This window comes from Methylomonas sp. TEB (genome assembly GCF_047777895.1).
Lineage (GTDB): Bacteria > Pseudomonadota > Gammaproteobacteria > Methylococcales > Methylomonadaceae > Methylomonas.
In genome coordinates, this window is the sequence record NZ_CP180476.1 from 437907 (window position 1) to 463479 (window position 25573).

24 protein-coding genes are annotated in these 25573 nt (G+C 51.0%); 12 read left to right on the forward strand and 12 right to left on the reverse strand.

Features of this window, described 5'->3' with window-relative positions; translation table 11 throughout:
* Positions 1 to 48: 48 nt before the first annotated feature.
* Together ACMXD4_RS01900 and ACMXD4_RS01905 are read right to left on the reverse strand one after the other, a co-directional pair.
* Complete coding sequence (locus ACMXD4_RS01900; protein ID WP_033158503.1) at positions 49 to 654, reverse strand: thiol:disulfide interchange protein DsbA/DsbL; 606 nt, start codon at positions 652 to 654, stop codon at positions 49 to 51.
* A 350-nt stretch (positions 655 to 1004) separates the two neighbouring features.
* On the reverse strand, positions 1005 to 1688 hold the full coding sequence (locus ACMXD4_RS01905; RefSeq protein ID WP_415879682.1) for a c-type cytochrome: 684 nt from the start codon (positions 1686 to 1688) through the stop codon (positions 1005 to 1007).
* A gap of 111 nt (positions 1689 to 1799) precedes the next feature.
* Between ACMXD4_RS01905 and yihA the strand changes: the two genes are divergently transcribed.
* The 4 genes from yihA (at position 1800) to ACMXD4_RS01925 (ending at position 4128) form a co-directional block, all read left to right on the forward strand.
* Entirely contained in the window at positions 1800 to 2420 is a 621-nt protein-coding gene (yihA, locus tag ACMXD4_RS01910) for a ribosome biogenesis GTP-binding protein YihA/YsxC (RefSeq protein ID WP_033158506.1), read from the forward strand.
* 310 nt (positions 2421 to 2730) lie between these two features.
* Entirely contained in the window at positions 2731 to 3114 is a 384-nt protein-coding gene (locus ACMXD4_RS01915; RefSeq protein ID WP_033158507.1) for a hypothetical protein, read from the forward strand.
* Positions 3114 to 3509, forward strand: coding sequence for a glycine zipper family protein (locus ACMXD4_RS01920; protein WP_033158508.1), 396 nt, complete (start codon positions 3114 to 3116; stop codon positions 3507 to 3509). Before ACMXD4_RS01915 ends, ACMXD4_RS01920 begins: the two co-directional genes overlap by 1 nt.
* A 172-nt stretch (positions 3510 to 3681) precedes the next feature.
* Positions 3682 to 4128, forward strand: coding sequence for a septal ring lytic transglycosylase RlpA family protein (locus ACMXD4_RS01925; protein ID WP_415879683.1), 447 nt, complete (start codon positions 3682 to 3684; stop codon positions 4126 to 4128).
* Between the two features lie 71 nt (positions 4129 to 4199).
* Here the strand turns inward: ACMXD4_RS01925 and ACMXD4_RS01930 are convergent, their stop codons facing one another.
* The 5 genes from ACMXD4_RS01930 to ACMXD4_RS01950 form a co-directional block, all read right to left on the reverse strand.
* Positions 4200 to 5669 carry a methyl-accepting chemotaxis protein gene (locus ACMXD4_RS01930; protein ID WP_033158510.1) on the reverse strand — a complete coding sequence of 490 codons (1470 nt, stop codon included), beginning with the start codon at positions 5667 to 5669 and terminating at the stop codon, positions 4200 to 4202.
* A 3-nt stretch (positions 5670 to 5672) separates the two neighbouring features.
* The gene (locus ACMXD4_RS01935; RefSeq protein WP_171696795.1) at positions 5673 to 6212 is read right to left on the reverse strand and encodes a PAS domain-containing protein; all 540 of its coding nucleotides are present in this window, start codon (positions 6210 to 6212) and stop codon (positions 5673 to 5675) included.
* Between the two features lie 157 nt (positions 6213 to 6369).
* Positions 6370 to 7164, reverse strand: a complete 795-nt coding sequence (locus ACMXD4_RS01940; protein ID WP_415879684.1) for a response regulator — start codon at positions 7162 to 7164, stop codon at positions 6370 to 6372.
* A gap of 3 nt (positions 7165 to 7167) precedes the next feature.
* Positions 7168 to 8607, reverse strand: coding sequence for an HDOD domain-containing protein (locus ACMXD4_RS01945; protein WP_415879685.1), 1440 nt, complete (start codon positions 8605 to 8607; stop codon positions 7168 to 7170).
* Positions 8608 to 8615: 8 nt separating this feature from the next.
* The gene (locus tag ACMXD4_RS01950; protein ID WP_415879686.1) at positions 8616 to 11423 is read right to left on the reverse strand and encodes a valine--tRNA ligase; all 2808 of its coding nucleotides are present in this window, start codon (positions 11421 to 11423) and stop codon (positions 8616 to 8618) included.
* 253 nt (positions 11424 to 11676) lie between these two features.
* On the opposite strand from ACMXD4_RS01950, the gene ACMXD4_RS01955 reads away from it, so the two are divergent.
* The 3 genes from ACMXD4_RS01955 (at position 11677) to ACMXD4_RS01965 (ending at position 13181) form a co-directional block, all read left to right on the forward strand.
* Positions 11677 to 12009, forward strand: a complete 333-nt coding sequence (locus ACMXD4_RS01955) for a DUF2283 domain-containing protein (RefSeq protein ID WP_171696792.1) — start codon at positions 11677 to 11679, stop codon at positions 12007 to 12009.
* A gap of 72 nt (positions 12010 to 12081) precedes the next feature.
* The gene (locus ACMXD4_RS01960; RefSeq protein WP_171696791.1) at positions 12082 to 12486 is read left to right on the forward strand and encodes a hypothetical protein; all 405 of its coding nucleotides are present in this window, start codon (positions 12082 to 12084) and stop codon (positions 12484 to 12486) included.
* A gap of 26 nt (positions 12487 to 12512) precedes the next feature.
* Entirely contained in the window at positions 12513 to 13181 is a 669-nt protein-coding gene (locus ACMXD4_RS01965) for a class I SAM-dependent methyltransferase (protein ID WP_415879687.1), read from the forward strand.
* Positions 13182 to 13378: 197 nt separating this feature from the next.
* Here ACMXD4_RS01965 and ACMXD4_RS01970 read toward each other — a convergent pair whose 3' ends face one another.
* A complete protein-coding gene (locus tag ACMXD4_RS01970) occupies positions 13379 to 13966 on the reverse strand; it encodes a hypothetical protein (protein ID WP_171696789.1) in 588 nt (195 codons plus the stop codon).
* A 327-nt stretch (positions 13967 to 14293) separates the two neighbouring features.
* Between ACMXD4_RS01970 and ACMXD4_RS01975 the strand changes: the two genes are divergently transcribed.
* Entirely contained in the window at positions 14294 to 14824 is a 531-nt protein-coding gene (locus ACMXD4_RS01975; RefSeq protein WP_171696788.1) for an MOSC domain-containing protein, read from the forward strand.
* Positions 14825 to 14906: 82 nt separating this feature from the next.
* On the opposite strand, the gene ACMXD4_RS01980 is transcribed toward ACMXD4_RS01975, so the two are convergent.
* From ACMXD4_RS01980 to ACMXD4_RS01995, 4 genes are all read right to left on the reverse strand, one after another.
* Positions 14907 to 15668, reverse strand: a complete 762-nt coding sequence (locus ACMXD4_RS01980; RefSeq protein ID WP_415879688.1) for a hypothetical protein — start codon at positions 15666 to 15668, stop codon at positions 14907 to 14909.
* A gap of 3 nt (positions 15669 to 15671) precedes the next feature.
* Positions 15672 to 16094: a YqaA family protein gene (locus ACMXD4_RS01985; RefSeq protein WP_415879689.1), complete on the reverse strand. Its 423-nt coding sequence runs from the start codon at positions 16092 to 16094 to the stop codon at positions 15672 to 15674.
* A 59-nt stretch (positions 16095 to 16153) separates the two neighbouring features.
* Positions 16154 to 17050 (reverse strand): copper oxidase, encoded by an 897-nt coding sequence (locus tag ACMXD4_RS01990; protein WP_415879690.1) that lies wholly within the window; start codon positions 17048 to 17050, stop codon positions 16154 to 16156.
* Between the two features lie 133 nt (positions 17051 to 17183).
* The gene (locus ACMXD4_RS01995) at positions 17184 to 17777 is read right to left on the reverse strand and encodes a hypothetical protein (protein ID WP_415879691.1); all 594 of its coding nucleotides are present in this window, start codon (positions 17775 to 17777) and stop codon (positions 17184 to 17186) included.
* Between the two features lie 312 nt (positions 17778 to 18089).
* On the opposite strand from ACMXD4_RS01995, the gene pgi reads away from it, so the two are divergent.
* From pgi to cas8c, 4 genes are all read left to right on the forward strand, one after another.
* Complete coding sequence (gene pgi, locus ACMXD4_RS02000; protein ID WP_171696783.1) at positions 18090 to 19727, forward strand: glucose-6-phosphate isomerase; 1638 nt, start codon at positions 18090 to 18092, stop codon at positions 19725 to 19727.
* Positions 19728 to 20312: 585 nt separating this feature from the next.
* The gene (cas3, locus tag ACMXD4_RS02005) at positions 20313 to 22808 is read left to right on the forward strand and encodes a CRISPR-associated helicase Cas3' (protein WP_415879692.1); all 2496 of its coding nucleotides are present in this window, start codon (positions 20313 to 20315) and stop codon (positions 22806 to 22808) included.
* 34 nt (positions 22809 to 22842) lie between these two features.
* Complete coding sequence (gene cas5c / locus ACMXD4_RS02010) at positions 22843 to 23550, forward strand: type I-C CRISPR-associated protein Cas5c (protein WP_415879693.1); 708 nt, start codon at positions 22843 to 22845, stop codon at positions 23548 to 23550.
* Entirely contained in the window at positions 23547 to 25571 is a 2025-nt protein-coding gene (gene cas8c / locus ACMXD4_RS02015; RefSeq protein ID WP_415879694.1) for a type I-C CRISPR-associated protein Cas8c/Csd1, read from the forward strand. Before cas5c ends, cas8c begins: the two co-directional genes overlap by 4 nt.
* Positions 25572 to 25573: the final 2 nt, after the last annotated feature.

Genomic DNA, 25573 nt, shown 5'->3' on the forward strand with positions numbered 1-25573 from the left:
CAGCATTCGTCCCTCACGTCCCTGTGCGGCAATTCGTTAGTGGGGTGTTTATTTTTTCTGGCTCTCTTGCGCGATCAATTGATTGACTACGGTCAACATGTTGGCTTGAGATTTGGCCGACTGGGCGGTGACTTTGTATTTGCCGTTGACAATCAGCGCAGGTACGCCACTGATACCGTAACGAGGACCGGTAGATTCGGCTTGACGCAGCTTGGCATCGACCAAAAACGAGTTAAAAGCACTGCGAAAATCCTCGTCCTTAACGCCATGATCGGCAAAAAACTTAGCCAGTTCGTCTTCGCTGACTAATTTTTGCTTCTTGTTCTGAATCGCATCGAACAGATCGGCGTGGACTTTATCCAAAATGCCTAAAGCTTCGGCCGTAAAATAGGCCTTGGCATGCTTGCCCCACAGATCGCTGAATACCGCCGGCTGACGGATAAACTCAACATTGGCGGGTTTGGTTTTCAGCCATTCCACCATAGACGGCTCCAGGCTATAGCAATGCGGACAGCCGTACCAAAAAAATTCGATCACTTCGATCTTGTCCGGATTTTGTACCGGCTGGGCCGGCGTTATGGCTTCGTAACCGCCTTCTGCATTTACCAGCGAAGAAAAGCCCAACAGTCCCAACAATGCGATTATTTTTAACATCAACGTTCTCCGTAATAATGTATTCCCGATAAAAAACCATGTTTACACGCAGATGCGTAAACAATTTGACAAAAAATCGAACGTATTCACCCAGTCAAGGACTGGTCCGCGCCTCGTCAGCCCTCACTCCGTCACATTCAAGCAAACGCAGTTCTGTAATCTAATCCAATCTGTTGCGGAGCTGACCTTGTCCAGTTTTCAAGGCAACGCTTCCGCGCCGGCCTTCAGGAAGAGAGCTTTCAGAGCGAGGAAGGCAGGTTGCGACAAGAACGAGGAAGAGAATTTAATCCTTGTGAATCAAGGACTGGATCAAATCCGGCAGAGCAGCAACTCCGCCGGATAACGAAGGCTTATTTCATCGTGGAGATGTAATAAGCAACCGCTTTAATATCCTCGTCAGTCATTTTGGTGGCGATCATGTGCATCATGTTCTCACGGTTGTTGCTGCGGGCACCGGTTTTGAAATCAGTCAGACTTTTAATCAGATAATCGGCGTGCTGCGAATGTAAGGACGGGAATGAGGCCGGTTTATTGCCTTCAGCATAAGGGCCGTGGCATGCCACGCATGCCGACACTTCGCGGCTGATATTGCCGTTACGGTATAAGTCGCTACCTTGCGTAATTAAGGCATCCAGCGCGGCTTTTTCTTGCTCAGGGGTTTTTGCGGGCGCATCGTCGTCATCATTCGTCGGCAGTTTGGGCGCCGGATTGGTGGAAATTTTGTTGCCAGCATAATAACTGGCAAGCTCTTGAATTGTTTGCTCGTCAAGGCCCGCTGCTAATGGCGCCATCATCGGGGCCAAGCGCGCGCCGCTCTTGAACGCTTGTAATTGCTTAACCAAATAAGTTTGATGCTGTCCCGCCAATTTCGGAAACGCCGGCATCGTGCTGTTACCGTCTTCGCCGTGGCAGCCCGCGCAACTGGCGGCTTTGGTTTTTCCGGCGCTGGCGCTGGCATTACCTTGCGCATTTACATGACCGGCGGCAGTTGCCAACAACAAAGAGATGGAAACAGTCAGCAATTTTTTTATCATTATGGGCCCCTGCTCAGGAAAGTTGATTCGATATAAAGCAAGCTGATGTCAGCCGCCGGACGTTATAATGCCTGGATTCTAACCGATTTATAAACACTAAGCGAGACTGTGATGAATCCCATCTACCACCAAGCCAAGTTCATCAACAGCGCCCCCAAACTGAAGGATGCGCCGCCCGACCAAGGCATGGAAATCGCTTTCGCCGGCCGCTCCAACGCCGGTAAATCCAGTGCAATCAATACGCTGGTGCAACAAAATGCCTTGGCCCGCGTCAGTAAAACCCCCGGCCGTACCCAATTGCTGAATTTTTTTGAAATAGACGCCCAACGCAAACTGGTCGACCTGCCCGGTTATGGTTACGCCAAAGTGCCGGAAGCCATCAAAAAAGATTGGCGGCAGATGATGGAAAGCTACTTACACGACCGCCAAGCCCTGTGCGGTATCGTTCAAGTCATGGACATCCGCCACCCACTCACCGATTTCGATTGGCAAATGGTTGAATGGTGCGAACATCGCAAATTGCCCTTGCACATTTTGTTGACCAAATCCGACAAACTGAAATTCGGCGCGGCCAAGACTACTTTATTGCAGGTGCAGCGGGATTTGAGTCAAGCGGATATTGTGGTGACTTTGCAATTGTTTTCCGCATTGAACAAAGTCGGCATTGACGATGTGCACCAGGTTTTGGATGAGTGGTTTGGGTTCAGGAAGATGGTGGTGTCGGAGGAGTAGACTTCGCTGTTCTGACGTGGAATGCATCGGTAGATTTCCAACTTCAAACGCAAGTTGAAACGGTCCAAAAACAACTCTAAGTATTTTACAACCCACCGCGAATGCAGTTATCGCCCGTTCTGTTTAATGACGAATCAGGGCCTTCAAGGTCGGACAAGAATATGCCCAGATAATTGCTGATTTCGTTGCTTAACGGGCTAATCGGCGCGGCGAGATTCTTAATCCGATCATAATCTGCCCTTAATTCTGTTTTAAGCCAGTCTCCCTAGAATTTGCCGCAACTGAATAATTTCCCAACAAGGAGTCATATATGTTCAGAGTGACAAAAATCATGTTGATCGGTTTGTTGTTTTCGTCAGCGGCTTTGGCCGATGACGATTGGGGCGAGCATCGTCATCATCGGCACCACCATCACGGTCACGGTTATGGACGCGAGTATTACCCTGCTTACCCTGTGGAGCGGGTGTATGTGCCCGAGCGAGTAGTGGAATATGTGCCCATGCAACAGCGCTATTACGCGCCGCCGCCACCCCCGCCAGTTAGATACGGCGGGTACGACCAACGTTCTCCGCAAGGTTTGGTCGGTGGTTTGGTGGGTAGTGCGATGGGTTATGAAATGGGTCGCGGTGACCCATTGGCGGCCGGTATCGGTGCTGCGGCCGGTTCGTGGATTGGCAATGGGATGAATAGATAATGACGAAGCTAACAGTCTGTTCAGTCACTGTCGCTTGTCTGTTGGTATCGGCTTGCGCTTCGCAAACCGGCTGGACGCCAACCGTCGATGCTTACAATAACCCAAATTCTTACCGCTTGAATCAGGATATGCATGAGTGCCAGCAATTGGCATCGCAAGCGTCCGGAGGTACTGCGAAGGAAGCCGCAATAGGCGCCGGCGTTGGCGGCCTGATTGGCGCGGCCGGCGGCGCCGCTTTGGGCGCAGTGCTCGGCAGCCCTGGAAAAGGCGCGGCTATCGGTGCGGCTGCCGGCGGTATCGGCGGTGCATCCAAACAAGGTATTCAATCCGAAGACCGCTATAAAAACGCCTACAACAACTGCTTACGCCAACGCGGCCATCGGGTAGTTAACTGAGCAATCCGTCAGGATAAACCGGCTCGGCAATCTCGTCTGAATTTTTCAACGCTATCCATTGAAGACTGCTTGTTTAAGTAGTCTTCCACGCGGAGAAACAGTTATGTTGTTAAACACGGTATCGGTTTTTTCAAGCCGATTTAGCCTCAACGTGCGGCGATGGCATACAGTTATGCCGCTGATGTTTATTAGTCTACTTAGTGCCTGTTCCAGTGTTCCGACGCTGCAACGCACTGACGATCAAGCCATGCTGAATGGTACGACCAAGACTACTTACAGCAAATCTTATAAAGTCAAAGGTAAAATTTATTCCCCGCTGCAAAGCGCGCTAGGGTACAAAGCACAGGGATTGGCTTCCTGGTATGGCGCAGAATCCGGTAATTTTACGGCCAATGGCGACCGCTTCGATCCGCGCGGCATGACGGCGGCGCATAAATCGCTGCCGATTCCCTCTAAAGTTCGGGTTACCAATCTGCGTAACGGCCGTTTTGTGGATGTGGTGATCAACGACAGGGGGCCATTCAAGGCTAATCGACTTATCGATCTGTCCCAGGGCGCGGCGGAACAGATCGGTATGCACGGATTAGCGGAAGTGACGGTGGAATATTTGGGAAGTTAGGCAGCTCAGTGCATGTTGCTGCGCTTTGCACCGAAGCGACTTGCGCTACGGCGATTCTGTAAAGCGGTGGACTATATGTTTTTATGCCTTTCTTCCACCATCGCGTCGATATACTGCATCACCTCGGCGCTGGCGGCCTCGGCCAGTTGCATTTGCCGAATGATCTCATCCAGCATGCCTGGATCATCCACCCATTTGGATCGAGAGACTTCATAAGCCTTTTGCGTCGTCCTATGCACCTCGGCATGCGGCTGATTCAATTTGGCGTAAGCGCTGGTCGAGCGGAATTTTTCATAGCCCAGCCCTTCGTAATACCATTTTCCTAGCCGGCAATTATGGTTGTCTACCATGATCGCTTGGTGATGCGGACACTCGCTGAAGGTTTCTATCGCTACATAGCCGTTTTGTTTGTAAACCACATGATCCAGTTTGGCCAGGACGCCGAAGGATTTGTCTTTTGCATAAGAAATGTAATCGACCGAAATTTTTGCCGACTGCGAGAGATTGGAAAACTGCTGGCGGAAGGAGTTGACCTGAGCCAGTATCTCTTGCGACAGCGATGACGAACTTTCAGCCTCGATTTGCATTTGTTCGACTCGCTTATTAAACGATTTCAATGTTCTGGAGACTTCCAACGCGGCGTTCTTGGTATGCTCGGAGAGATTTTTGACTTCGTCCGCGACTACCGCGAAGCCCCGTCCATGCTCGCCGGCGCGTGCCGCTTCTATGGAGGCGTTTAAGGCCAGCAGGTTGGTTTGATCGGCAATTCCGGTAATCATCGATAAGGATTCAGTAATTTTTTTGCTGTCGTTAATCAGCGCACCGATCACATCCGACACCGAATGTACATTGGCATTGATGTCGGACAGGGAGTTGCTGATGGTTTCCACTGCCGATAGGCTGGCGTTGGCGTTTTCACCCGTTTCCACAGCAATATTTTCTACTTTCTGCATTTGCTCGGTGATATTGAGCAAGTCGCTCTGATTGCCTTTCAGATTGTTGAGCAAATTGTTGGTGTTGAGCGCATGCAGACCGGCCGATAAACGCCGCTTGATCGTCAATTTGTCGTTTTCATCCATTAATTTGATGGCGTCGTTCATATTCTTCGCCGACTTTTTCAGTATGCCCGGAAAGCCGTCAACCAAGGCATAACGGTCATAATTGCCTTCGGCTGCGTGCTGGAAACAGGAGTTCATTTCTTTGAAGTAAGACTCCATGATGTCCAAGGTCTCATTGAGCTCCCAGGCTATTTTGCCGACTTCGCCCATGCCTCGCGTTTTGGTGACGCGATGATAGAGTTGGCCTTGATTTGTGTGTCTCAGCACTTCTTCTATACGCTCTAATACCAGCAGGCATTGTTTGCCGGCGTGCCAGGCATCCAGAGCTATCACCGGCAACGGCAGCAGCAAGCCAAGCATGAGCCAGGAAAAGCCATGCGTGATAAGCGTGTAGACGAATGCCGCAACAGTAAAAAATATAACGGCTGCCACCGCATAATTCAGCTTGGTTCTTAAAAACGGAATATTGGCATTTGAATTCATGGCTTACACTCCGTTGGGCTTGTAAAGGCTTAGCACCAGGCTATTGTAATTTTTAGCGCCGGATTGCTGAACCACGTCAAATAGGTATTCCAGCGATTTATCCGGGGCATCTTTGACTGAATGGCGTTTCTCGATGGCCAACATTTCTTGATAAATCGGTATGATGACCCCCAGTGCGTTACGGGGCGGATTACGGCGCACCGAATAGTAACCCTGCAATTTACCGTCCTTGTCATAATCCGGCGTAATGTTGGCAAATACCCAATAAAATCCGCCATCCCGGCATAGATTTTTGGCAAATCCGAAAAACTCGTCACCGGCTTTTAAGGTATTCCACATAAATCTGAACACGCCGCGCGGCATGTCCGGGTGTCGGATGATGTTGTGCTGTATGCCCAGCAATTGGTGTTCCGGATAGCCGGCGATTTCCATAAAAATGCGATTAGCGTAAGTGATCCGCCCCGAGGTGTCGGTCTTGGAAACGATAAAATCATCGTCCGCGAGTTTTTTTTCGTTATTGTTAGGCGTGATAGTCGGCTTCATATTCCGTACCTTAATTTGGGGCTATTGGTGGTCAGTCCTGGCATATTTTGCGCGAAAACCGGATGAGCTCGATCATGGCCGCATCGGACATTGGTTCGATCCGGGATTCTCATAGCCGTGCATATTGTGGGGTATTCGCTCGCCACACAAGATTAGCTCAATTGAGCAAATTAATCAGAAGGCGCTTGATTGAAGTGGCTTCGAAGGGCTTGTCTAGTATGGCGGAGACTTCGGATTTTTCGATGGCCGCCAGGCGGCTTTCATTTTGCTCGCTGGTAACCATCAGAATAGGTACCGAGCCGCGCTCGGAATGGTTGCGAATGTGATCGACCAGTTGTAGGCCATCCATCTGCGGCATGTTGTAGTCGGTGACTACGAGATCGAAATACTGCTGATTGAACATTTGCAGCCCTTGTTTGCCGTCATGAGCGGTCACAATTTGCCCAACGCCAATATTTTCGAAAACTCGGGTCAAGTATTTCAACGAGAATTCGCTGTCGTCTACCAGCAGCACGCTCAGGTCCTCTATGTCCAGATGGGTCAGGTTAAGTTTTTCAGGACGAACATACTCCAGCGTGGAATGCAGGGCGGTTTCCAGGGCTTGACGGGTAAACGGCTTGGGTAATATGGCGATGGCGCCGGCCTGGCGGATCGGTTCCAGATATTTGATATTGGTCTCGCTGGAAATCAGCAAAAAGGCCATTTCGTAGGACTCGTCGTGTTTGCGAAGCGAGGTTACCAACTCCACGCCGGTCATGTCGGGCAAATACATCGCGCTGATAATCAGATCGGGCCGGGAGTGCTGTAAACGCTCGAACAACTCCGCGCCGGTATTTAGGCAGGTAATGTCGTTGATATCGCAAGCATGTAAAAAATGGGAGATGATTTGCTGCTGAGTATGTGACGGTTCGACGAGAAAAACCTGAAGATTGGCAAGCTGATAGTCTGTCATGGATTAGTGGTTTTTCATGCAGTATAGGGTTAAGCCGATATGCGCTTGTTTGGCAAAATGCTTGGCTGCGGTGAAGTCCTCGCGCGTTAAGGGTAGTCCATGAATAGAATGGTCGCAATAAATGAGGCCCACGGTCTTTTTCTCCGCATAAACCGGGAAAACAAAGCACTCGTAATCGCCGATATGCTGGCGGATTTGCGGCGTGTAAAGCTCGCGATGCTGCTGGGGAAACAGCCAGACGCCTTCTTGCTGTTGCAAGGCGTGAAACAGTAAGTTCGCGGACGGTTCGGAATTGTAAATACGGATTTTTTGGTCAAGCCCGATTTTATGCCAGCCTAAGGAAAATTTTTCGTTTAGCGTCTGTTTATCCGGACTGAGCAGCATGAACAAAGTTCTGTCCATTTCTACGCCACGATGTATGCCTTCCAGCACCATTTCAAACAGGCCGTTTAGATCGATTTGCCCGCTGATGTGGCTACTGATGTCTTGCAAAATTTGAAATTGCAGCTGTTTCTTGTCGGCCTTTTCCTCTTCAGCGTCTTCGAATTTGGCAATGATGGCTTCGGTGCTGATGAATTTGGAGGCATCGTTGGCGCCAAACTGGCGGGCGATATGCACGGCTTCCGAGGTGTTTTTGTCGATCTTTGTTTTCAGGGTTTCCGTTGGCAGGCCGGTGAATGCGGCGACTTTCTGCAGACAAGCCCGCATGGTGTCTGAGTCGCGGCCGGCTTTTAGAGCCAAGCAAATCTGATGCCCTAGTTGCACCATTTGCACCCGTTTTTCCGCGGAATCCGGCTTGGCGATGGCGTCTTCTATCAGGCCGCCCAGGCTCCAGGATTTACTGAGCTTTTTGCCCAAGTCTTGCAAGGTGAAGCCCAGTATTTTTTTCTCAGCTTCGCGATTGTTCAGGCCGCTTTTTTCGATTTGCTCATGGACTTTTTTGGATTGCGGATTGCCGGAGCACCAGAAGGCAATGTGGCCGATATTGTGCAGTAGCGCCGCGACAAACACTTCCTCGGGCGAGGTATCTCCCATGCTGAGCGCCAAATCCTTGGCCTGCACGGCGGCATGCAAGGCTAACGCAATTTCTCGATTAGCCCTGTCCTTGTTGGTGGACGACAGCATCGCTTCGAAAAACGAGCAAGCCAGCGTCAGCTCTCTGATCACCTCCGCGCCCAATACCACGATGGCGCGCGATACGGTGCTCATCTTTTGTTTCGATGGATTGTAGTAAGGGCTGCTGCCCACCTTAAGCAGCTTGGCGGTGAGGTTGGGGTCTTGCAGAATTACCGTCGCCAGCTCGATGGCCCCCTTGTGCCTGTCGTCCAACGCCGCGTAGATATTATGCGCGGTGTTGGAGAAAATCGGCATTTCCTGCACGCGGAGTAGCTCTGTCCATTCGTCCAGAGTTTGCGGTGGCTTTTGTGGGGGAGCCGGATTCATGGCTTACACTACAGGGCTTTGATCTTGGCGTACTGTTCCTTCAGATTCGTCAATGATGATTGTAAACCGGCCAGTTTCTCGCGCTCTTTGTCGATGACTTCCGGCGGAGCTTTGTCGACGAAGGCGGCATTGCTCAATTTGCCTTCGATACGCGGCAGTTCCTTTTCGATGCGCTGAATTTCCTTGTCCAGGCGCGCCAATTCGGCGTCTTTGTCGATCAAACCGGCCATCGGGATCAGGATTTTCATGTCGCCGACCAGCGCAATCGCCGATTCCGGCGCGTCGTCGTCCGCCGCCAGCCAGGTAATACTTTCCAGGCGGCCCAGTTTCAGCAGATAACTTTCGCTGTCTTTCAAATAAGCTTGATCGGTGTCGCTGCCGTTTTGCAGTAACACATTCAGCGGCTTACCGGGGGCGATATTCATCTCGCCACGAATGCGGCGGATGCCAAGGATGAAGTCCATCGTCCATTGGATTTTGGTTTCCGCGTCGGTGTTGATAGCCGTGCTATCGCTTTCCGGGTAAGGCTGCAGCATGATAGTCGCTGCGGTGACACCGGCCAGCGGGCCAACCCGTTGCCAGATTTCCTCGGTGATGAAGGGCATGATCGGATGCGCCAAACGCAACACGGTTTCCAGTACTTTCAATAAAGTTTGGCGCGTGCCGCGTTGCAAGGTTTCGTCGTCGCTTTGCAGCGAGATTTTCGCCAGCTCCAGATACCAGTCGCAGTATTCGTTCCAGGTGAATTCGTAGATGGCTTGCGCGGCCAAATCGAATCGATAGCTCTTGATCGCATCGGTAGTCGTTGCGATGGTGCGGTTCAATCTGGACAGAATCCACAAGTCGGCCTGGCTGTATGTGCATTCCGCGCAATCGATGCCGTTATCCTGGTCTTCGGTGTTCATCAGCACGTAACGCGCGGCGTTCCACAATTTGTTGCAGAAGTTGCGATAGCCTTCGGTACGCTGCAAGTCAAAGCGAATGTCGCGGCCGGTCGAAGCCAGCGACGCAAAGGTAAAACGTAGCGCGTCAGTGCCGAACGATTGAATGCCGTCCGGGAATTGCTTGCGGGTGGCTTGTTCGATTTTTTTGGCCAGATGCGGCTGCATCATGCCGGACACCCGTTTAGCTACCAAGGCTTCCAAATCGATGCCGTCGATGATGTCGATAGGGTCTAGCACGTTACCTTTGGATTTAGACATTTTCTGGCCTTCCGCGTCGCGGACCAGACCGTGAATGTACACTTCCTTAAACGGTACTTCGCCCTGGAATTTCAGGCCCATCATGATCATCCTTGCCACCCAGAAGAAAATGATGTCGAAGCCGGTGACCAATACGCTGGTCGGGTAATGTTTCGCCAATTCCGGGGTTTGCTCCGGCCAACCCAGCGTCGAGAACGGCCATAGCGCCGACGAGAACCAGGTGTCCAACACGTCTTCGTCCTGCTTCAACGGATAATCGGCGGCCAAGCCATGCGTGGTGCGGATTTCGGCTTCATTATGGCCGACGTATGTATTGCCCTGATCGTCGTACCAGGCCGGAATCCGGTGGCCCCACCAGATTTGCCGGGAGATGCACCAGTCCTGGATGTTGCGCATCCATTCGAAATAGGTGTTTTTCCAGTTGTCCGGCACGAATTTGATGGCGCCGGTTTCGACGGCTTCGATGGCCGGCTTGGCCAACGGTTCGATTTTCACGTACCACTGATTGGTCAATAAAGGCTCGATCACAGCGCCGGTACGGTCGCCGCGCGGCACCATCAATTTATGGTCGGCGATTTTTTCCAGTAGGCCTTGTGCGTCCAAATCGGCAACGATTTTCTTGCGCGCTTCGAAGCGGTCCAGGCCAATATAGGCGTCAGGAATAATGGTAAAGCCATCATCGTTGCCGCGAATCGCCGCATCGACGGTAAAGATGTTGATCAAGCCGCCGTGCGGCAGGTCGGCGATGGCGGATATTTGTTTATGCCGCGACCAGACTTCGTAGTCGTTGAAATCGTGGGCCGGCGTGATTTTCACGCAGCCGGTACCGAATTTCGGATCGACATATTCATCGGCTATGATCGGTATGCGGCGACCAGTCAGCGGCAATTCGACGAATTCGCCGAGCAGATGTTTGTAACGCTCGTCATCGGGATGAATCGCCACTGCCGCGTCGCCGAGCAGGGTTTCCGGACGGGTGGTTGCCACCAATAAGTGGCCGGTGCCGTTGGTCAACGGGTAGCGCATATACCACATCGAGCCGTTTTCTTCTTCCGACAGCACTTCCAGGTCGGAAACAGCGGTGTGCAGCACCGGATCCCAGTTCACCAGACGTTTGCCGCGATAAATCAGGCCTTCTTCGTACAATTTGATGAACACTTCCTGCACCGCATCGGACATGCCGTCGTCCATGGTGAAGCGCTCCTTCTCCCAATCCAGCGACGAACCCATCCGCCGCAATTGTCGGGTGATGGTGCCGCCGGACTCTTCCTTCCATTCCCAGACTTTCTCGATAAACGCCTCGCGGCCCAAGTCGTGGCGGGTTTTACCGTCGGCGTTGATGATGCGTTCCACCACCATTTGCGTGGCGATGCCGGCATGATCGGTGCCCGGTTGCCACAGGGTGTTGTAACCTTTCATGCGGTGATAACGGGTCAGCGCATCCATTATGGTGTCCTGAAACGCATGCCCCATATGCAAACTGCCGGTGACGTTGGGCGGCGGAATCATGATGCAATAGGAGTCGCCATCTTGCTTGGTCGCGAAGTAGCCACTCTCTTCCCAAAGTTGATACCAGCGTTGTTCGATAGCGTGCGGGGAATAGGTTTTTTCCATGTTTTGTGTCGGATGCGCTTGGGTTTAAATTAGGGGTGGTATTTTAACCGTAAATGCGCGGCGGGATAGAGTTAAAGGCGATTCGAGGGATCGGTTGGCTGTTGCCGAATTTTTCTGTTTGGCAGTGACCTGCCTATCGGAGACAGGATGCTTGCTTTGGCGCAGGAAAATTATTGTTAGCGTCACGCACGAGCGTATATCATCGCGTCCTGGATGATATACAGAAACTACTTAATTACTTGTTAGAGCACACATGACTCCCCTTGCATCCGCCGCACCGACACTGATGTCCGAGGTAAGGTCTGCTCTCGCTAGCGCAGGCTACGAATCTGCCGCCTCGCAGGTTGAAAGCGGAGAAATTGAGCGTTGCACCTACGACGACGATGCTGAGGCTGGGTACGTATATTTTGTCAGTCCTAAGCCGAGCGCGCATTTCGCCAATCTCTCCGCGCCGATTGCGAAGACCCTGCCTTTCCTTGAGGTCGGCTTCAACGTCGATCTCGATCACGACGGAAACGTTTTTGGCGTTGAGTTTCTCGACCGTTCAGACTTCGTTAGCGAGCTAAGAGATGCAAGTGTGCTCTAACCCAGCAGTCGAGCGGACCTGCGCGAAAAGCCGCGCAGGCCGCTCACTTTCACGTTAAAGGCTTTCAGAGTCATGGGTAAGTTCAAGCATCACAGCTACTTTCAAAAAGACAAGCATATACAGAGCTATCTCTTTCCGAATTTATGCTTTAAATGCAGAAAGAGCTTTAAGAAACCTCAATCTTCAATCTCAAGAATTTGCCCAGAATGTGGTGGCACATTGATCGAGGTCAACCGAAAGTTTTCCGCTCCGAAAGCCGCAGATAAAGCGCAATGGGATAAAGTCAAATATCTCGTGGAGCATGGATTCCTATTTCATTCAGTCTATGAGCAGCGTGAGGATGGAGGCTACTATAAAATCTCTTACCCAGAATCACTTGATGAGGCAAAAGATTTTGTTACCAGATACAAAAAGCAAGCCATCAACCAAGCCTTTCAACACTGCGCTCAAGGCGACGCTTCGCTGCGCGCCCCTTAGCTAGGCGTTATGCCACAGATAAGCTCATGGATAATCATCGCGCTTTAGCAAGACAATTGGCTCAGATAGCAATCTCCGCAGGACATCCCCTTGATTGGTTTGAACAGCTATATGCCAAAGCCCGTTCAGACGGCACTCCTATCCCGTGGGCTGACTATACGCCAAATCCAAACATGATTGAGCTATTTCAAAAAACGAACAACCTTCTTACTTTTGGGCAAAAGGCTTTGAAGATTGGGTGCGGCTTAGGTGACGATGCAGAATGGCTTTCCTGCCTTGGCTTCGACGTGACTGCTTTTGATATTTCGCCAACCGCCATTTCCGAGTGTGGGAATCGGTTTCCAAATACCAATGTCAAGTATGTGGTTTGCGACCTTTTTCAAGCTCCTGATAACTGGCAGGGGGCTTTTGATTTGGTGCTCGAATCGTACACGCTTCAAGTGCTTCCGCCTGAGTTGCGCACTAAAGCATTACAGCAAATTTGCGGGCTTGTCTCGCTCGATGGTTATCTTATGCTCATTGCTAGGTTGAGGGATGAATCAGAATCAACTGGCTCAATGCCTTGGCCACTTGTGCGAAAAGAAATCGACATATTGAAGTCACAAGGCTTTGCAGAAAAGTACGCGGAAGATTATTTCGATGGCGAGCACCCCCCAGTGCGCAGGTTTCGTGGATGCTATCAGCGAAAGGCATAACATGGCGCTCCAGCGGTCGGCTTAGCTCTACGCTAGCCTAGGGTGGGCACATGCTTTTTGTGCCCACGCGGCATTGGAATGCGGTTTACTCATTCGGAAATGACGGTGTGACGATAACTGGTGAATGCCGAAAAGCAGTATTTTTGGGTTTAGGTAGGAATTAGGCTGCGGAAAACCCCGCAGCCTGGACTTGCAAATTATTTGCGTGATCGTTTTTTCTTGCTTGGCGCCGATGGCTCGGCAACCGGTTCTGGCCTTGCGGTCGAAGGCAGGCGCGCGGAAACTTCGGTTAAAAAGTCGTTTTCAAGTTTGTTAGAGGACTGACATGTGACATTGGTTGGGCGATAACTGACATCGGCTTTTTGTGTGTCCGGTTCGCGGGAGCTGAAATTCCATACGCCGACCCGCTCGACTTTGTCGCCGATTTTTTTGTCGATTACCAAAGTGTATTGGCTGTTGATCTGAACCTGGGTCTTGTTATCTGCCACTGGACGAGCCATCACATTGGCTCTGCCCGAAAGATGCATAATCAGGTCGCTTATCGTCATATAGTTAATAACCGATTTGGGATCGGGATGGATAGTCTTTTGGGCGCTTTGATTACTTACAAATTCTCCGCAATTGACATAAGCGCCGATATTGCCACGGATATTGTCGTATTCGAGAGTCATCAAGCCGCTACCCTTGTCAAAGTTTTTGATATTGAAGAAGGTGGCGCCGGCGACATTAGTGATTGTTGACCAAGTTGAGTCGAAATCTGCATTCACTTCACGAGAATAATCCAAGGTTTGCGGCGCTTGCGGCGGTTGATAGACGCCGGTTGCGACGCAGCCAGCCAATAGGTTGCTAGCGACAAAAAGGGTGGCGGCAAGAAATTTATTCATAGAATTGTCATTATCCTTTGCTGATATTTGAGAAGCCGTTCGTTCCGAATGGCTCGATAGCTCCCAACTGAGTCTATCTGCTATGAATTATACACAAGCTTGAAAGGGCTAATGGCTCGTAGCGTCGACTAGCAAGCTCGACACCGGGGTAATGAAGTTTTTCATATTAGAGCGATTACGCTACGCTTTTACGCCTCAGATTAAATCGTCCTAACACTACGTTCAATTATGACTCTCCGCGATCTCACTCAACAATTCGCTTCGGAAGGCCGGATCGAAGCTATCATCCTGCGTCCCGAGCGAGGTAAACCGGCTGTTTCGGTTGCCGAGGTGCGGGCTGAGCCGGGGCAGGGGTTATTGGGAGATCGCCGGGCCAACGGAGCCCGTTCCGGACGGCAATCGGCAAAACGCGAACTGACCTTGTTTCAAGCCGAGCATTTACCGATCGTCGCCAACTGGTGCGGACTCGCGGAATTGCAGCCGACTCGGCTACGGCGCAATCTAGTGGTTTCGGGACTAAATCTTATCGGTATGCGTTCGCCGTTTCCTGATGTGATGTTGGAATGGGCTGTGGGCGATGAGGTGATTATTCAAGTCACCGGGCCTTGCGATCCGTGCTCAAAAATGGCGGCGGAATTGGGGATGGGGAGTTATAACGCGCTACGCGGACATGGTGGGATGACGGCGCGAATTTTGGCCGGGGGTTTGATTCGGGTGGGTGACCGGGTGCGCTTGAACGCGATCCGGCATGTGGAATAATGTAGGCTGGGTTGAGCAGCGCGAAACCCAGCATTGAAGGCGTTTTGCGGGGTATCGTTTCGCTCGACTCAGCCTGCAACGGTCAAGCCCTTTGCCGCTGCAACACCATTGCTGTTTTGGTGAAGGCCTGCAGTACCGGCCCCGCCCCGGCAATAGCCACCGCATCGACTAAGCAATACCAAGCCGCTACACCGCTAGGCGGGTTGCCTTGCGGCAGGTGCGAGGCGGGATCAATCTCGGCCCAGGCCCAGGTCCCGGCGCTGGTGCCGACGATTTCCAGCCAGGAGGTGATGAAGAACGCACCCAGATAAACCATCGGCGAGCGGCCTTTGAACAAGTAGCCCAAGAACACCACAAACAGCACCGCGCCGATGATGTCCAATCGCCCGAGGCCGCTCAACCCCCATGCCACCCAGGTGCTGCAAGCCGCCACAACCAAAACCGCAATGCGGCGGGCGTGTTGCTGAAATAGTCCGGAGCGGCCCAATGCGACGGCGGTGAGATACACCAGTCCGTGCCCGGCCGGTACGTAAGCCGGAACATTGCCGAAGCGGTAGATATAGCCTTTCATGTACACGGACGCGAAATACTCGCCGATCACCGCAAAGGTTACCGCCACGGCCACCTGGGTGCGCACATATTTGCATTCGCCGCGCAACCAAGCTATCAAAAACAGCCAGCCGAAAAACGCCAGCACATATTGCATGAATTGCGGCGCGAAGCCATCCATCGTCAAACAGATGGTGGTGGTGACAAAGGTAAATGCGGCAATCTGATAATCGCGTTTATTGTGCTCAGCGACTGTATTGGCGGCGGGGAAGTGCGGTAAGGAAAAGAAACTCATGACTTAGACAAAAGCGTAGGCAACGGCGATATAGCGCAACACTTTACCTAAAAAAATCGCCAACAGCGAGGATAGTATCGAAAGGCGCAGCCAGCCGCCGGCAAAACACAGGCCATCGCCCACCAGCGGCAGCCAGGAAAACAGCAAGGCCCAACTGCCCCAGCGACGCACGGTATTTAGCGATTTTTGATGTTGCTTGGCTAAAGCTTCGGCAGGATATTTTTTGGCAGCCCATAGGCCCAGCCACCAGGTGGTCATGGCACCCAAGGTGTTGCCGATAGTGGCGATGGCTACTAACTGGCTGACGGAATGTTGTTGGCTGTTAACCAGATAGGCCAGTACCGCTTCCGAACCGCCGGGGGCGACGGTGGACGAAATGAAAGCACTGATAAATAATCCCAGAGGGCCGAGCGATTCTAACTGCATTTGTTTAGCCCATAAAAAAGCCCCTGAAACAGCTGTTTCAGGGGCTTTTTGCTTAGTCTTTATTTGTCCGGTAAGGCGATGACGTTTTTGCCGGATAACATTTTGATCAGCTTGCCGATCAGTTGCATGACATAGCCAACAGCGTGAGCGACTTGCTCCAGTACGGTAGCAACAATTTCGCCGGCGCTCATGCCTTTAAAGCGTTTTGCCAGCCAAGGTGCGGCAATAAAACCGATAGCCAAACCGACTACGGTGGTGCCGGAAACAATCGAATCATCGACTGCGGCAACAGGCACAGGTGCCGCTGCCACTACTGGGGCTGCCACGGGTGTGCTGGGGGCTGGCGCGTCGAGTTTAGGATCGTAGGGTCTACCGCTGTAATCATCCGGGAAAATCGCCGCGGTTACCCCAGGAATGCTGGGCAAGTCCTCGCTGCCTTTGCCGACCTTTAATTGGGCTTTCATACCTTTTTCCATGTGCTGCGCAATGTCGCAATGCACTAAGTAGGTTTTGTCGCCCGGCGGTAGGATTAGCGTGCCGGATACTTTGCCGGGACCGCTGACTTCCAAATGGAACATGCCTTTGGGGTACAAATATTTGGGTAAGCCGTGCATCATCCATTGATGACGGATTTCATCTTCATTGACGAAATGAACAGTCAGTTTGGTGCAAGGTTCGAATTGAAACTCCTGCTGATCGAACGCAAACATGGTGCCGGGGAATTTCTCGGAATATTTGTGCCCGGCATGCACGGTAATCTCCTTGGTCTCGGCAATTTTGTCGCAGCCGCCGGGCAAGGTGTCGGTGTTTTGGCCCATGACCATGCCGCCATCCATATCCATCAAATGACCGTCGCCGTGGTTCATCATCTGATTGTGATCCTGCATTTCTTTTGCGGACACCGCAGTAACAGATAAGGCACAGACCAGTGTGGCAAGTGATACGAATTTGAACATTATTGCATTACCTCAAAGGGGCTTCGTGTATAGCGTCGATTATGCCGCGATAGTTCCGATTGACAAGGCTGCCGGAAATGACGTTATTCCGCCGCGCAGCATAGGCGGAATAACGGTTCTTGCGGGGTAATTCTTAGATTTCTTTCGCTTTACCAATTATGCCGTCAACTTTGCGTTTGAAACCGGCGTTAGACAGATAAAGGACGTACAAGCCAGCGAACAACACCAATGCATACAAGGCATAACTACCTTTGCTGGTCGGTTGACCCGCACCGGCTTTAAAGCTCATGTGTGCATCCAATCTTTCGCCATTATCTTGCAGTAGCGTGATGTGAATCAAATGTTTGCCGGCTTCTGGCACGCCTTGTGGCAGGTTCAGAATGACGGTGCCTGATTTATGTTTTTCGGCTGCTTGGAAGAAAACCCGTTTGCCTTCAGGCTCTTTGGTCACTTCAAATTCGATAGCCATGCCGCGATAGCGTTGGTCTTGATAGTCGAAGACCAATTGAGTCAATGTGTTGATATCGGGAATATTGCCGCAGAACTCTTCAGCCGGGTATGCGTTTGGCTGGTAGGCGGTGTAATGGATCCAGTGATCTTTTTCCAGTTCGAACTTACATTGGTCAGTATCAGTACCCGCGGCGCCACCGTGTGCCAATACTGATGATGAAAAAATCAGGCCCAACAAGCCCAGTAAACCGTTTCTTAATATGCGAGAGCTTCTCATAAATACCCTTCCCGTGTTAATAAATGCTGTAGTTTTTATTATTTTTCATGTGGTTATACATGAACATGTTTAAATCATTGGCGAACGTAACTGCCTGATTTCGATCAAAACAGCGCTTAACTCTAGCACATCGCCCTAGCCAAAGAAAGGCTATCGTGCCGTAGTTGAGATGATCGATTCAAGCTGTAATTTTTTTTGTCAGCAATCAAAGACAATCCTTATAATGGGGTTATGAATCATCCCTTTAAATTGCCTCTGCCTGTTCAGGTCTACTGAAATATCCCCCTATCCGGTTAATTAAATAACAACAATATGTCCAAATTAATAAACTCTGCCGAATGGAATGCCGTTAAGCAACATCACCGCGAGATTGCCGGCAAATTTTGCATGAAGGATGCGTTCGATAAAGATCCGCAACGCTTCGACAAGTTTTCCGTGACATTTGGCGATTTGCTGTTCGATTTCTCTAAAAATCTAATTACCGAAGAAACTTTGCCTTTGTTGATTGAATTGGCAAGCCGCGCGGAGCTTTCCGCCAAGACCGAAGCCATGTTTTCCGGTTCCATTATTAATACCACGGAAAAACGCGCTGTCTTGCATACCGCTTTGCGCAATCGCAGCAACAAGCCGGTATTGTTTCGCGGTAAGGACGTGATGCCGGAAATTAATAAAGTGTTGGCGAAAATGCGGGTATTTACGGAACAAGTCCGTTCCGGTGCCTGGACCGGCTACACCGGCAAGACTATTACCGACATCGTCAACATCGGCATCGGCGGTTCCGATTTGGGGCCGAAAATGGTCGATACTGCATTGGCGCCTTACGGTAAAGACGGTTTGAAAGCCCACTTCGTTTCGAATGTTGATCAAACCGACATCGTGGAAACCCTGAAACCGCTCAACCCCGAGACTACCTTATTTTTGATCTCGTCAAAAACATTTACGACTCAGGAAACGATGACCAACGCCCGGTCGGCGCGTAACTGGTTTTTAAAAGCTGCGGTTGACCCGGCCAATATTTCCAAACATTTCGTGGCGATCTCGACCAATGTCGAAAAGGTCAAGGAATTCGGCATAGACCCGGAGAACATGTTCGAGTTTTGGGATTGGGTCGGTGGCCGTTATTCCCTGTGGTCCGTGATCGGCATGTCCATTGCCCTATACATAGGCATGGACAATTTCGAAGAATTGCTGATGGGCGCGCATATCGCCGACGAACATTTTCGCAGTGCGCCATTCGAAAAAAACATCCCGGTCATCATGGGCTTGCTGGGCATCTGGTACAACAACTTCTTCGAAGCGGAAACCTACGCGATTCTGCCGTACGCGCAGTCCTTGAAATATTTTGCCGATTATTTCCAGCAGGGCGATATGGAAAGTAACGGCAAAAGCGCTACCATCAACGGTGAAAAAGTCGATTACAACACCGGTCCGATTATCTGGGGCCAGCCCGGTACTAATGGCCAGCATGCCTTTTTCCAATTGATTCATCAGGGCACCAAACTGATTCCCGGCGACTTTCTGGCGGCCGCGCAAAGCCAATACGACTTACCCGACCACCACGATATTCTGATTTCCAACTTCCTGGCCCAAGCCGAAGCGCTGATGCGCGGTAAAACCGAAGCGGAGGTTAGGGAGGATTTAAGCCATGAACCTAATCTGGATGACGCCCTGATTGCCTCCAAAATCTTCGAAGGCAACAAGCCATCCAACTCGTTTTTATTCAAAAAACTGACCCCCAGAACCTTGGGTACTTTGATTGCGTTTTACGAACACAAAATCTTCGTACAAGGCGTGATCTGGAATATCAATTCCTTTGATCAAATGGGTGTGGAATTGGGGAAAGTGTTAGCGCGGGCGATTCTGCCGCAGCTGAAAAACGACGAGATGGTCACAGACCACGACAGTTCCACCAACGGCTTGATCAACGCTTATAAGCGCCTGCGTAAATAAGAGGCATCACCCCCGGTAGTCGCCAGTTGGACGGCGGCCACCAGCCAGTCATAAGTTTAACTCGTCCTTTAAGCCTGAGTGTTGCAGTGTTTTGCCGCAACGTTCAGGTGTCTTGCTCGGTCAGCCGAACAATTTTCTCGATTGCCGCCTTTTGAAGCCCCGACGTTCCCGTTCACGGCTCGAACGATCAAGCAAAATACCGGAACGATTGACCAAAAAGCTCAGCTGTTCAGGTAAATAGCCTCATCATTCTCGCTCAAAGCGAAAACGACCGAGCTTTTTGGTAGAACAGCCAAGCAATGCTTCAGAATAATCAGGTTCGGAATCGGAATGATCTCCTTCTATGCCAGAACACTCTTGTTCTGAGCCTGAATGACCGAGCTGTAAGTCAGAATGACGGTGAAAAAAGCGGGATGATTGCAGTTCAGGCCGGAAATGATCAGGAATTTTGCCAAAACAGGGTTCTTTCTTCTAAGCCATTTCCAAACTAATCCTAAGCAGCCTGTCATTGCGTAGCGCTCAAGAGGTGTGCTAACGTTCAAAATGTGTTTTGGAAAATACTACGCCAACTTTTAGCACGCTGACATGGATTTCAATTCTTCTATCAACTCGCCTGGTGATGCATCAAAGTCTGCAAAGCTGCGAAACCCAGGATACGTCGCCCACGTTCGCCACGTGGACGGCGCGATTCAAACAGTGTCTGAGCACTTATTCGAAGTCGCAGAAATCGCCAAGAATCTGGCCGCAAAAATTGCAGTGCCGGAGGCTGGGGAATTAATTGGTTTACTGCATGATTTCGGCAAATACAGCGAGGCCTTTCAAACCTATATCAGTACCGAGACTGGATTGCTGGCGCCGGATGGCGATGACCAGCCCAACCAGAAAGGCAAGGTCGATCATTCAACCGCCGGAGCACAGTGGGTTTGGGATGCACTTTCCAAATTCGCCCGAAACGGCAGTCACGACGAAGGTAAGCTGTGTGGTCAGATTCTGGCCTTGTGCATTGCCTCGCATCACGGCGGCTTGATCGACAACTTGTCAGCGGATGGTGATGAGCATTTATTTGCCAAACGCATCGATAAAGCCGATGACAAAACGCACTTATCCGAATGCAAACAACAAGCAGATTCGCAAATCCAAGAACGTGCCAAAGCGTTGGCTGGCAAAGAGCTGCTCATCAGCATGTTAACGCGCCTGAAAGCCTTAGATGGTGCATCCGATACCATCACCCATTTCAATCGCGGTTTATGGACTCGGTTTCTGTTTAGCTGTTTGATCGACGCCGACCGTATCAGCAGCGCGGATTTTGAATACGCCGAAAACACGGCTTACCGCCAACGTCAAAAGCCGGAGTGGATGATTGCGGTTGAGCGCCTGGAACAGCATTTACAGCAATGGGCCGACAAACCCGTCGAGCAGATCGGCCCCATCGATCACATTCGCCAAAGCATTTCCGATGCTTGTTTCCAGCGGGCCAGTGACGTGCAAGGTATTTATACCCTGACCGTACCCACAGGCGGCGGTAAGACGCTAGCCAGTTTGCGTTATGCCTTGCACCATGCCCGGCAGCATCAGTTGGAGCGGATCATTTACGTGATTCCCTATACCTCCATCATCGAGCAAAACGCCAGGGCTATTCGTGACATCGTGGAGCATGAACAGGATGCATTCCCATGGGTGTTGGAACATCACAGCAACCTGGAGCCAGAGGAGCAAACCTGGCACAGCAAACTGGCAGCCGAAAACTGGGATGCGCCAATTGTGCTGACCACCATGGTGCAGTTTCTGGAAGTACTGTTCGGCGGCGGCACTCGCGGTGTGCGTCGCTTGCATCAACTGGCCAACAGCGTCATCATCTTCGACGAAATCCAGACCCTGCCGATACGCTGCACCCATTTATTTTGCAATGCGCTGAATTTTCTAAGCCAGCAAGCTAACACTACGGCTGTGTTATGTACCGCCACTCAACCCTTGTTAAACAAGCTCAAAGCGCCGCTTAAAGGGCAGTTGGAGATTCCCAAACAGAACGAGTTGATGCCCGATGTATCGCAACTGTTTCAACAATTGCAACGGGTTACAATCCAGCCGCAAATTCGCCTGCAAGGCTGGTTGGAAAACGAAGTTGCCGACCTGGCTTTAAGCGAATTGCGCAATAAAGGCAATTGTCTGGTAATCGTCAACACCAAAGCCTGGGCGCAAAAGCTTTACCAACTGTGTAGGGCTGAATTGGACGAGAACACGGTGTTCCATCTCAGCACCAATCTCTGTTCAGCACATCGACAAGCCCGTTTTGCAGAGATGCGACAACGTCTGGATGATAAACAACCCATGTTATGCATCAGCACCCAATTGATCGAAGCGGGTGTAGATATTGACTTTGCCAGTGTGATTCGTTTTCTGGCCGGACTAGATTCCATTGCTCAGGCCGCTGGGCGCTGTAATCGGCATGGTCATTTATCCGAGGCTACAGTGCATGTCGTAAATCCGGCCCAGGAATCGATCAATCAACTCATCGACATCAAGGAAGGTCAGAAGCAAGCCCAGCGCGTTTTAGGTGAGCTAGGCGATGGCAACTTGCTTTGCCCGGAGGCGATCAGCCGGTACTTTCAATATTATTTCTATGATCGCGCCGATGAAATGGACTACAGGTTACCCGCCGCGCAACTGGGCCAGGATGACAGCTTGTTAAATTTGCTCAGCCACAATCCCAAGAACAGTATCGTCAGAGAATCTGGCCGTTTTGAAATGCTCCGGCAGTCGTTCAAAACCGCCGCACAACATTTCAAATCCATAGACGCTCCTACACAGGCGGTAATCGTGCCTTGGGGAGAGGGTGAGCAGTTGATTACCGAACTGTGTGGATTAAGTCACTATGAAACTGCTCGTTATCGAAACTGTTTAAAACGTGCGCAAAAATACAGCGTCAATGTTTTTCCAAATGATTGGCAAAAGCTTCAGCAGCAACAAGCGATTTATCCCATTGGCGAGGAAGCTGTTTATTACCTGGATAAACGTTATTACAGCGATGCGTTTGGTTTATCCACTGAAGTCGTCAACAAAGCTCAAGCCGATATTTTGTAAATGACCAAAGGCGCAGCTGCGCAGGGAATTGCCTATGAATAACCGCATCAGTTTTCGATTGTGGGGCCGTTATGCCATGTTCACCGATCCGGTGACTCGGATCGGCGGCGAAAAATGTTCGTACCACTTGCCAACTTACGAAGCCATCAAGGGCGTGCTGAAATCCATTTACTGGAAACCGACGCTGATCTGGCATGTGGATAAAGTCCGCATTGTCAAACCGCTGCGCACCCAAACCAAAGGCACCAAACCTCTGAACTGGAACGGTGGCAACAGCCTGGCGATTTATACCTTTTTGCATGAAGTGGAATACCAGGTGGAAGCGCATTTCGAATGGAATCTCCATCGTCCGGAATTAGCCAATGACCGCATCGACGGCAAGCACTACAGCATTGCCCAACGCATGCTGGAAAAAGGCGGGCGGCAGGATATTTTTCTCGGCACCAGAGATTGCCAGGGGTATGTCGAACCCTGCGAATTCGGCAGCGACGCAGGTTTTTATGATGGCATCGACGAACTGGCCTTCGGCCTGATGTTCCATAGTTTCGGCTATCCCGACGAAACCGGCAGTTCGAGTCTGGAAAGCTTGTTCTGGCAAGCCACGCTCAAGCAAGGCATTTTGCAGTTTCCTAGGCCTGAAGATTGTAGTGTGCGCAGGGTCGTCAGGCCCATGAGCGTTAAAGCCTTTGGCGTTGAAGACAATCTGCAAACCGTAGACCAAACGGAGGCAGAGTTGCTATGAGCTGGCTGCAAAAGTTGTATCAAACCTATGACGCGGGCGTGTTGCTGGATTTGCCGTTAGAGCAACAGCTCATGCCGATCAGCCATACGCCGCAAAATGCCCATATTAATATCGTTTTGGATGCTGAAGGCAATTTCAGACGCGCTTCAGTATTGGAGAAAACTCAAATCGTATTGCCCGCTACCGAAAGTTCTGCCAGTCGCAGCAGTGGCGAAGCTCCACATGGCTTGGCCGATAAGATTCAATATGTGGCCAAAGATTACGCGGGATTTGGCGGTAAGAAAAAAGCCTATTTTGAAAGCTATCGTCAACAACTCAACGCCTGGTGTGAATCACCTTATGCTCACCCTAAAGTGCAGGCAGTATATCGTTACATTGAGAAAGGCACGGTGGTTGCCGATTTAATCGCTCAGCAGATTTTGTTTGCCGAAACCAATGCACAAGGAGTACCTGAACTCTTGGAACGCTGGCAATTCGATGATGCGCCACCCGCATTGTTTAAAGTGCTGCCGAAAGAAAAAGGCATATTAGACCAGGGGGCGGCGTTGGTGTGTTGGTCGGTGGAAATACCCGGCAACTCACCCAGCGAAACGTGGAAAGACCCAAGCATTCAGGCCTGTTGGATTCGCTTTGATACGGCAAACAGTATTGAGAAAAGCTTGTGCTACGCCACTGGCGTTGAGCAGGTGTTATCCAATAACCATCCTGCCAAAATCAGACATAGCGGGGATAAGGCTAAGCTGATTTCATCCAACGACAGCAGCGGTTACACCTACCGTGGCCGATTCCTGGATGAAACCCAGGCCTGCGGCATCGGTTTTGAAGTCTCGCAAAAAGCCCACAATGCTTTGCGTTGGCTGGTCAACCGGCAAGGTTTCAGAAACGGCGATCAGGTCTATGTGGCCTGGGCGGTATCCGGCGCTCCGGTGCCGCAACCGTTGGCTGATAGCGGCATGACCAACGACAGCGACGATTTCGATCTGGAAGAATTGACCGAGCCGGTCGTCATCAACATGCAAGTCGATCATGCTCGTAATCTGGGTCAAGCCTACGCCCGCAAACTCAACCAATACATGGCAGGTTATGCCGCCAAAATCAGTCCCAACGAACAAATCACGGTAATGGGCATCGACTCGGCAACGCCGGGCCGGATGAGCATCATTTATTACCGCGAACTGTTGCGGGATGAGTTCTTCCAGCGCTTGCAGGCCTGGCATACGCAATTTGCTTGGCGTCAGCGGCATACCAAAGAACTACTCGGCGAGAATGACAAAAAACCGAAAATCCAGGTTATTTGGCCAATTTGCGCCCCCTTGCCGCGTGATATTGCGATTGCTGTTTACGGTGATATTGACAGTGATGCCCATAAAACTCTCAGAAGAAAAGCTGTAGAACGGTTGTTGTCTTGCATTATCGATAAATACCTATTGCCTCGCGATTTGCTTGATCAATGCATTCGCAATGTCTGCAATCGAAATTCTTATCCACACGATAACCTAGGTAATCAGCCATTGTGGGAGAAAAACCTCGGTATCGCCTGTGCGCTTTTCAAAGGCTATTACCAACGACACCCAGACAACCAACTCAGGAGAGACTATGCCATGGCGCTAGAAGAAGACCGACCAGATCGTGATTATTTATTCGGCAGACTGCTGGCCGTTGCCGATTACATCGAGGAAATTGCCCAGGGTGTAGGCGGCGAAAAACGCCCAACCACCGCAGCGCGTTTGATGCAACGTTTCGCCGACCGGCCCTTTGAAACCTGGCGCACGATAGAACTCAGTCTGCAACCCTACATGCAGCGCTTACAGGTTTCTCGTGCCGGGTTCCTGACCAACCGAAACAAAGACATCGACAGCATTCTGGCGTTGTTTCAACACGACGATTTCACCCGCAATGCCGCCTTGAGCGGTGAGTTTTTATTGGGTTATCACTGCCAGCGCCATCATTTCAAACACAAAACCGAATCCAACCACACCAGTGCTGAAGGGCACGATGCCAATATTGAATCAGGAGAATAAGC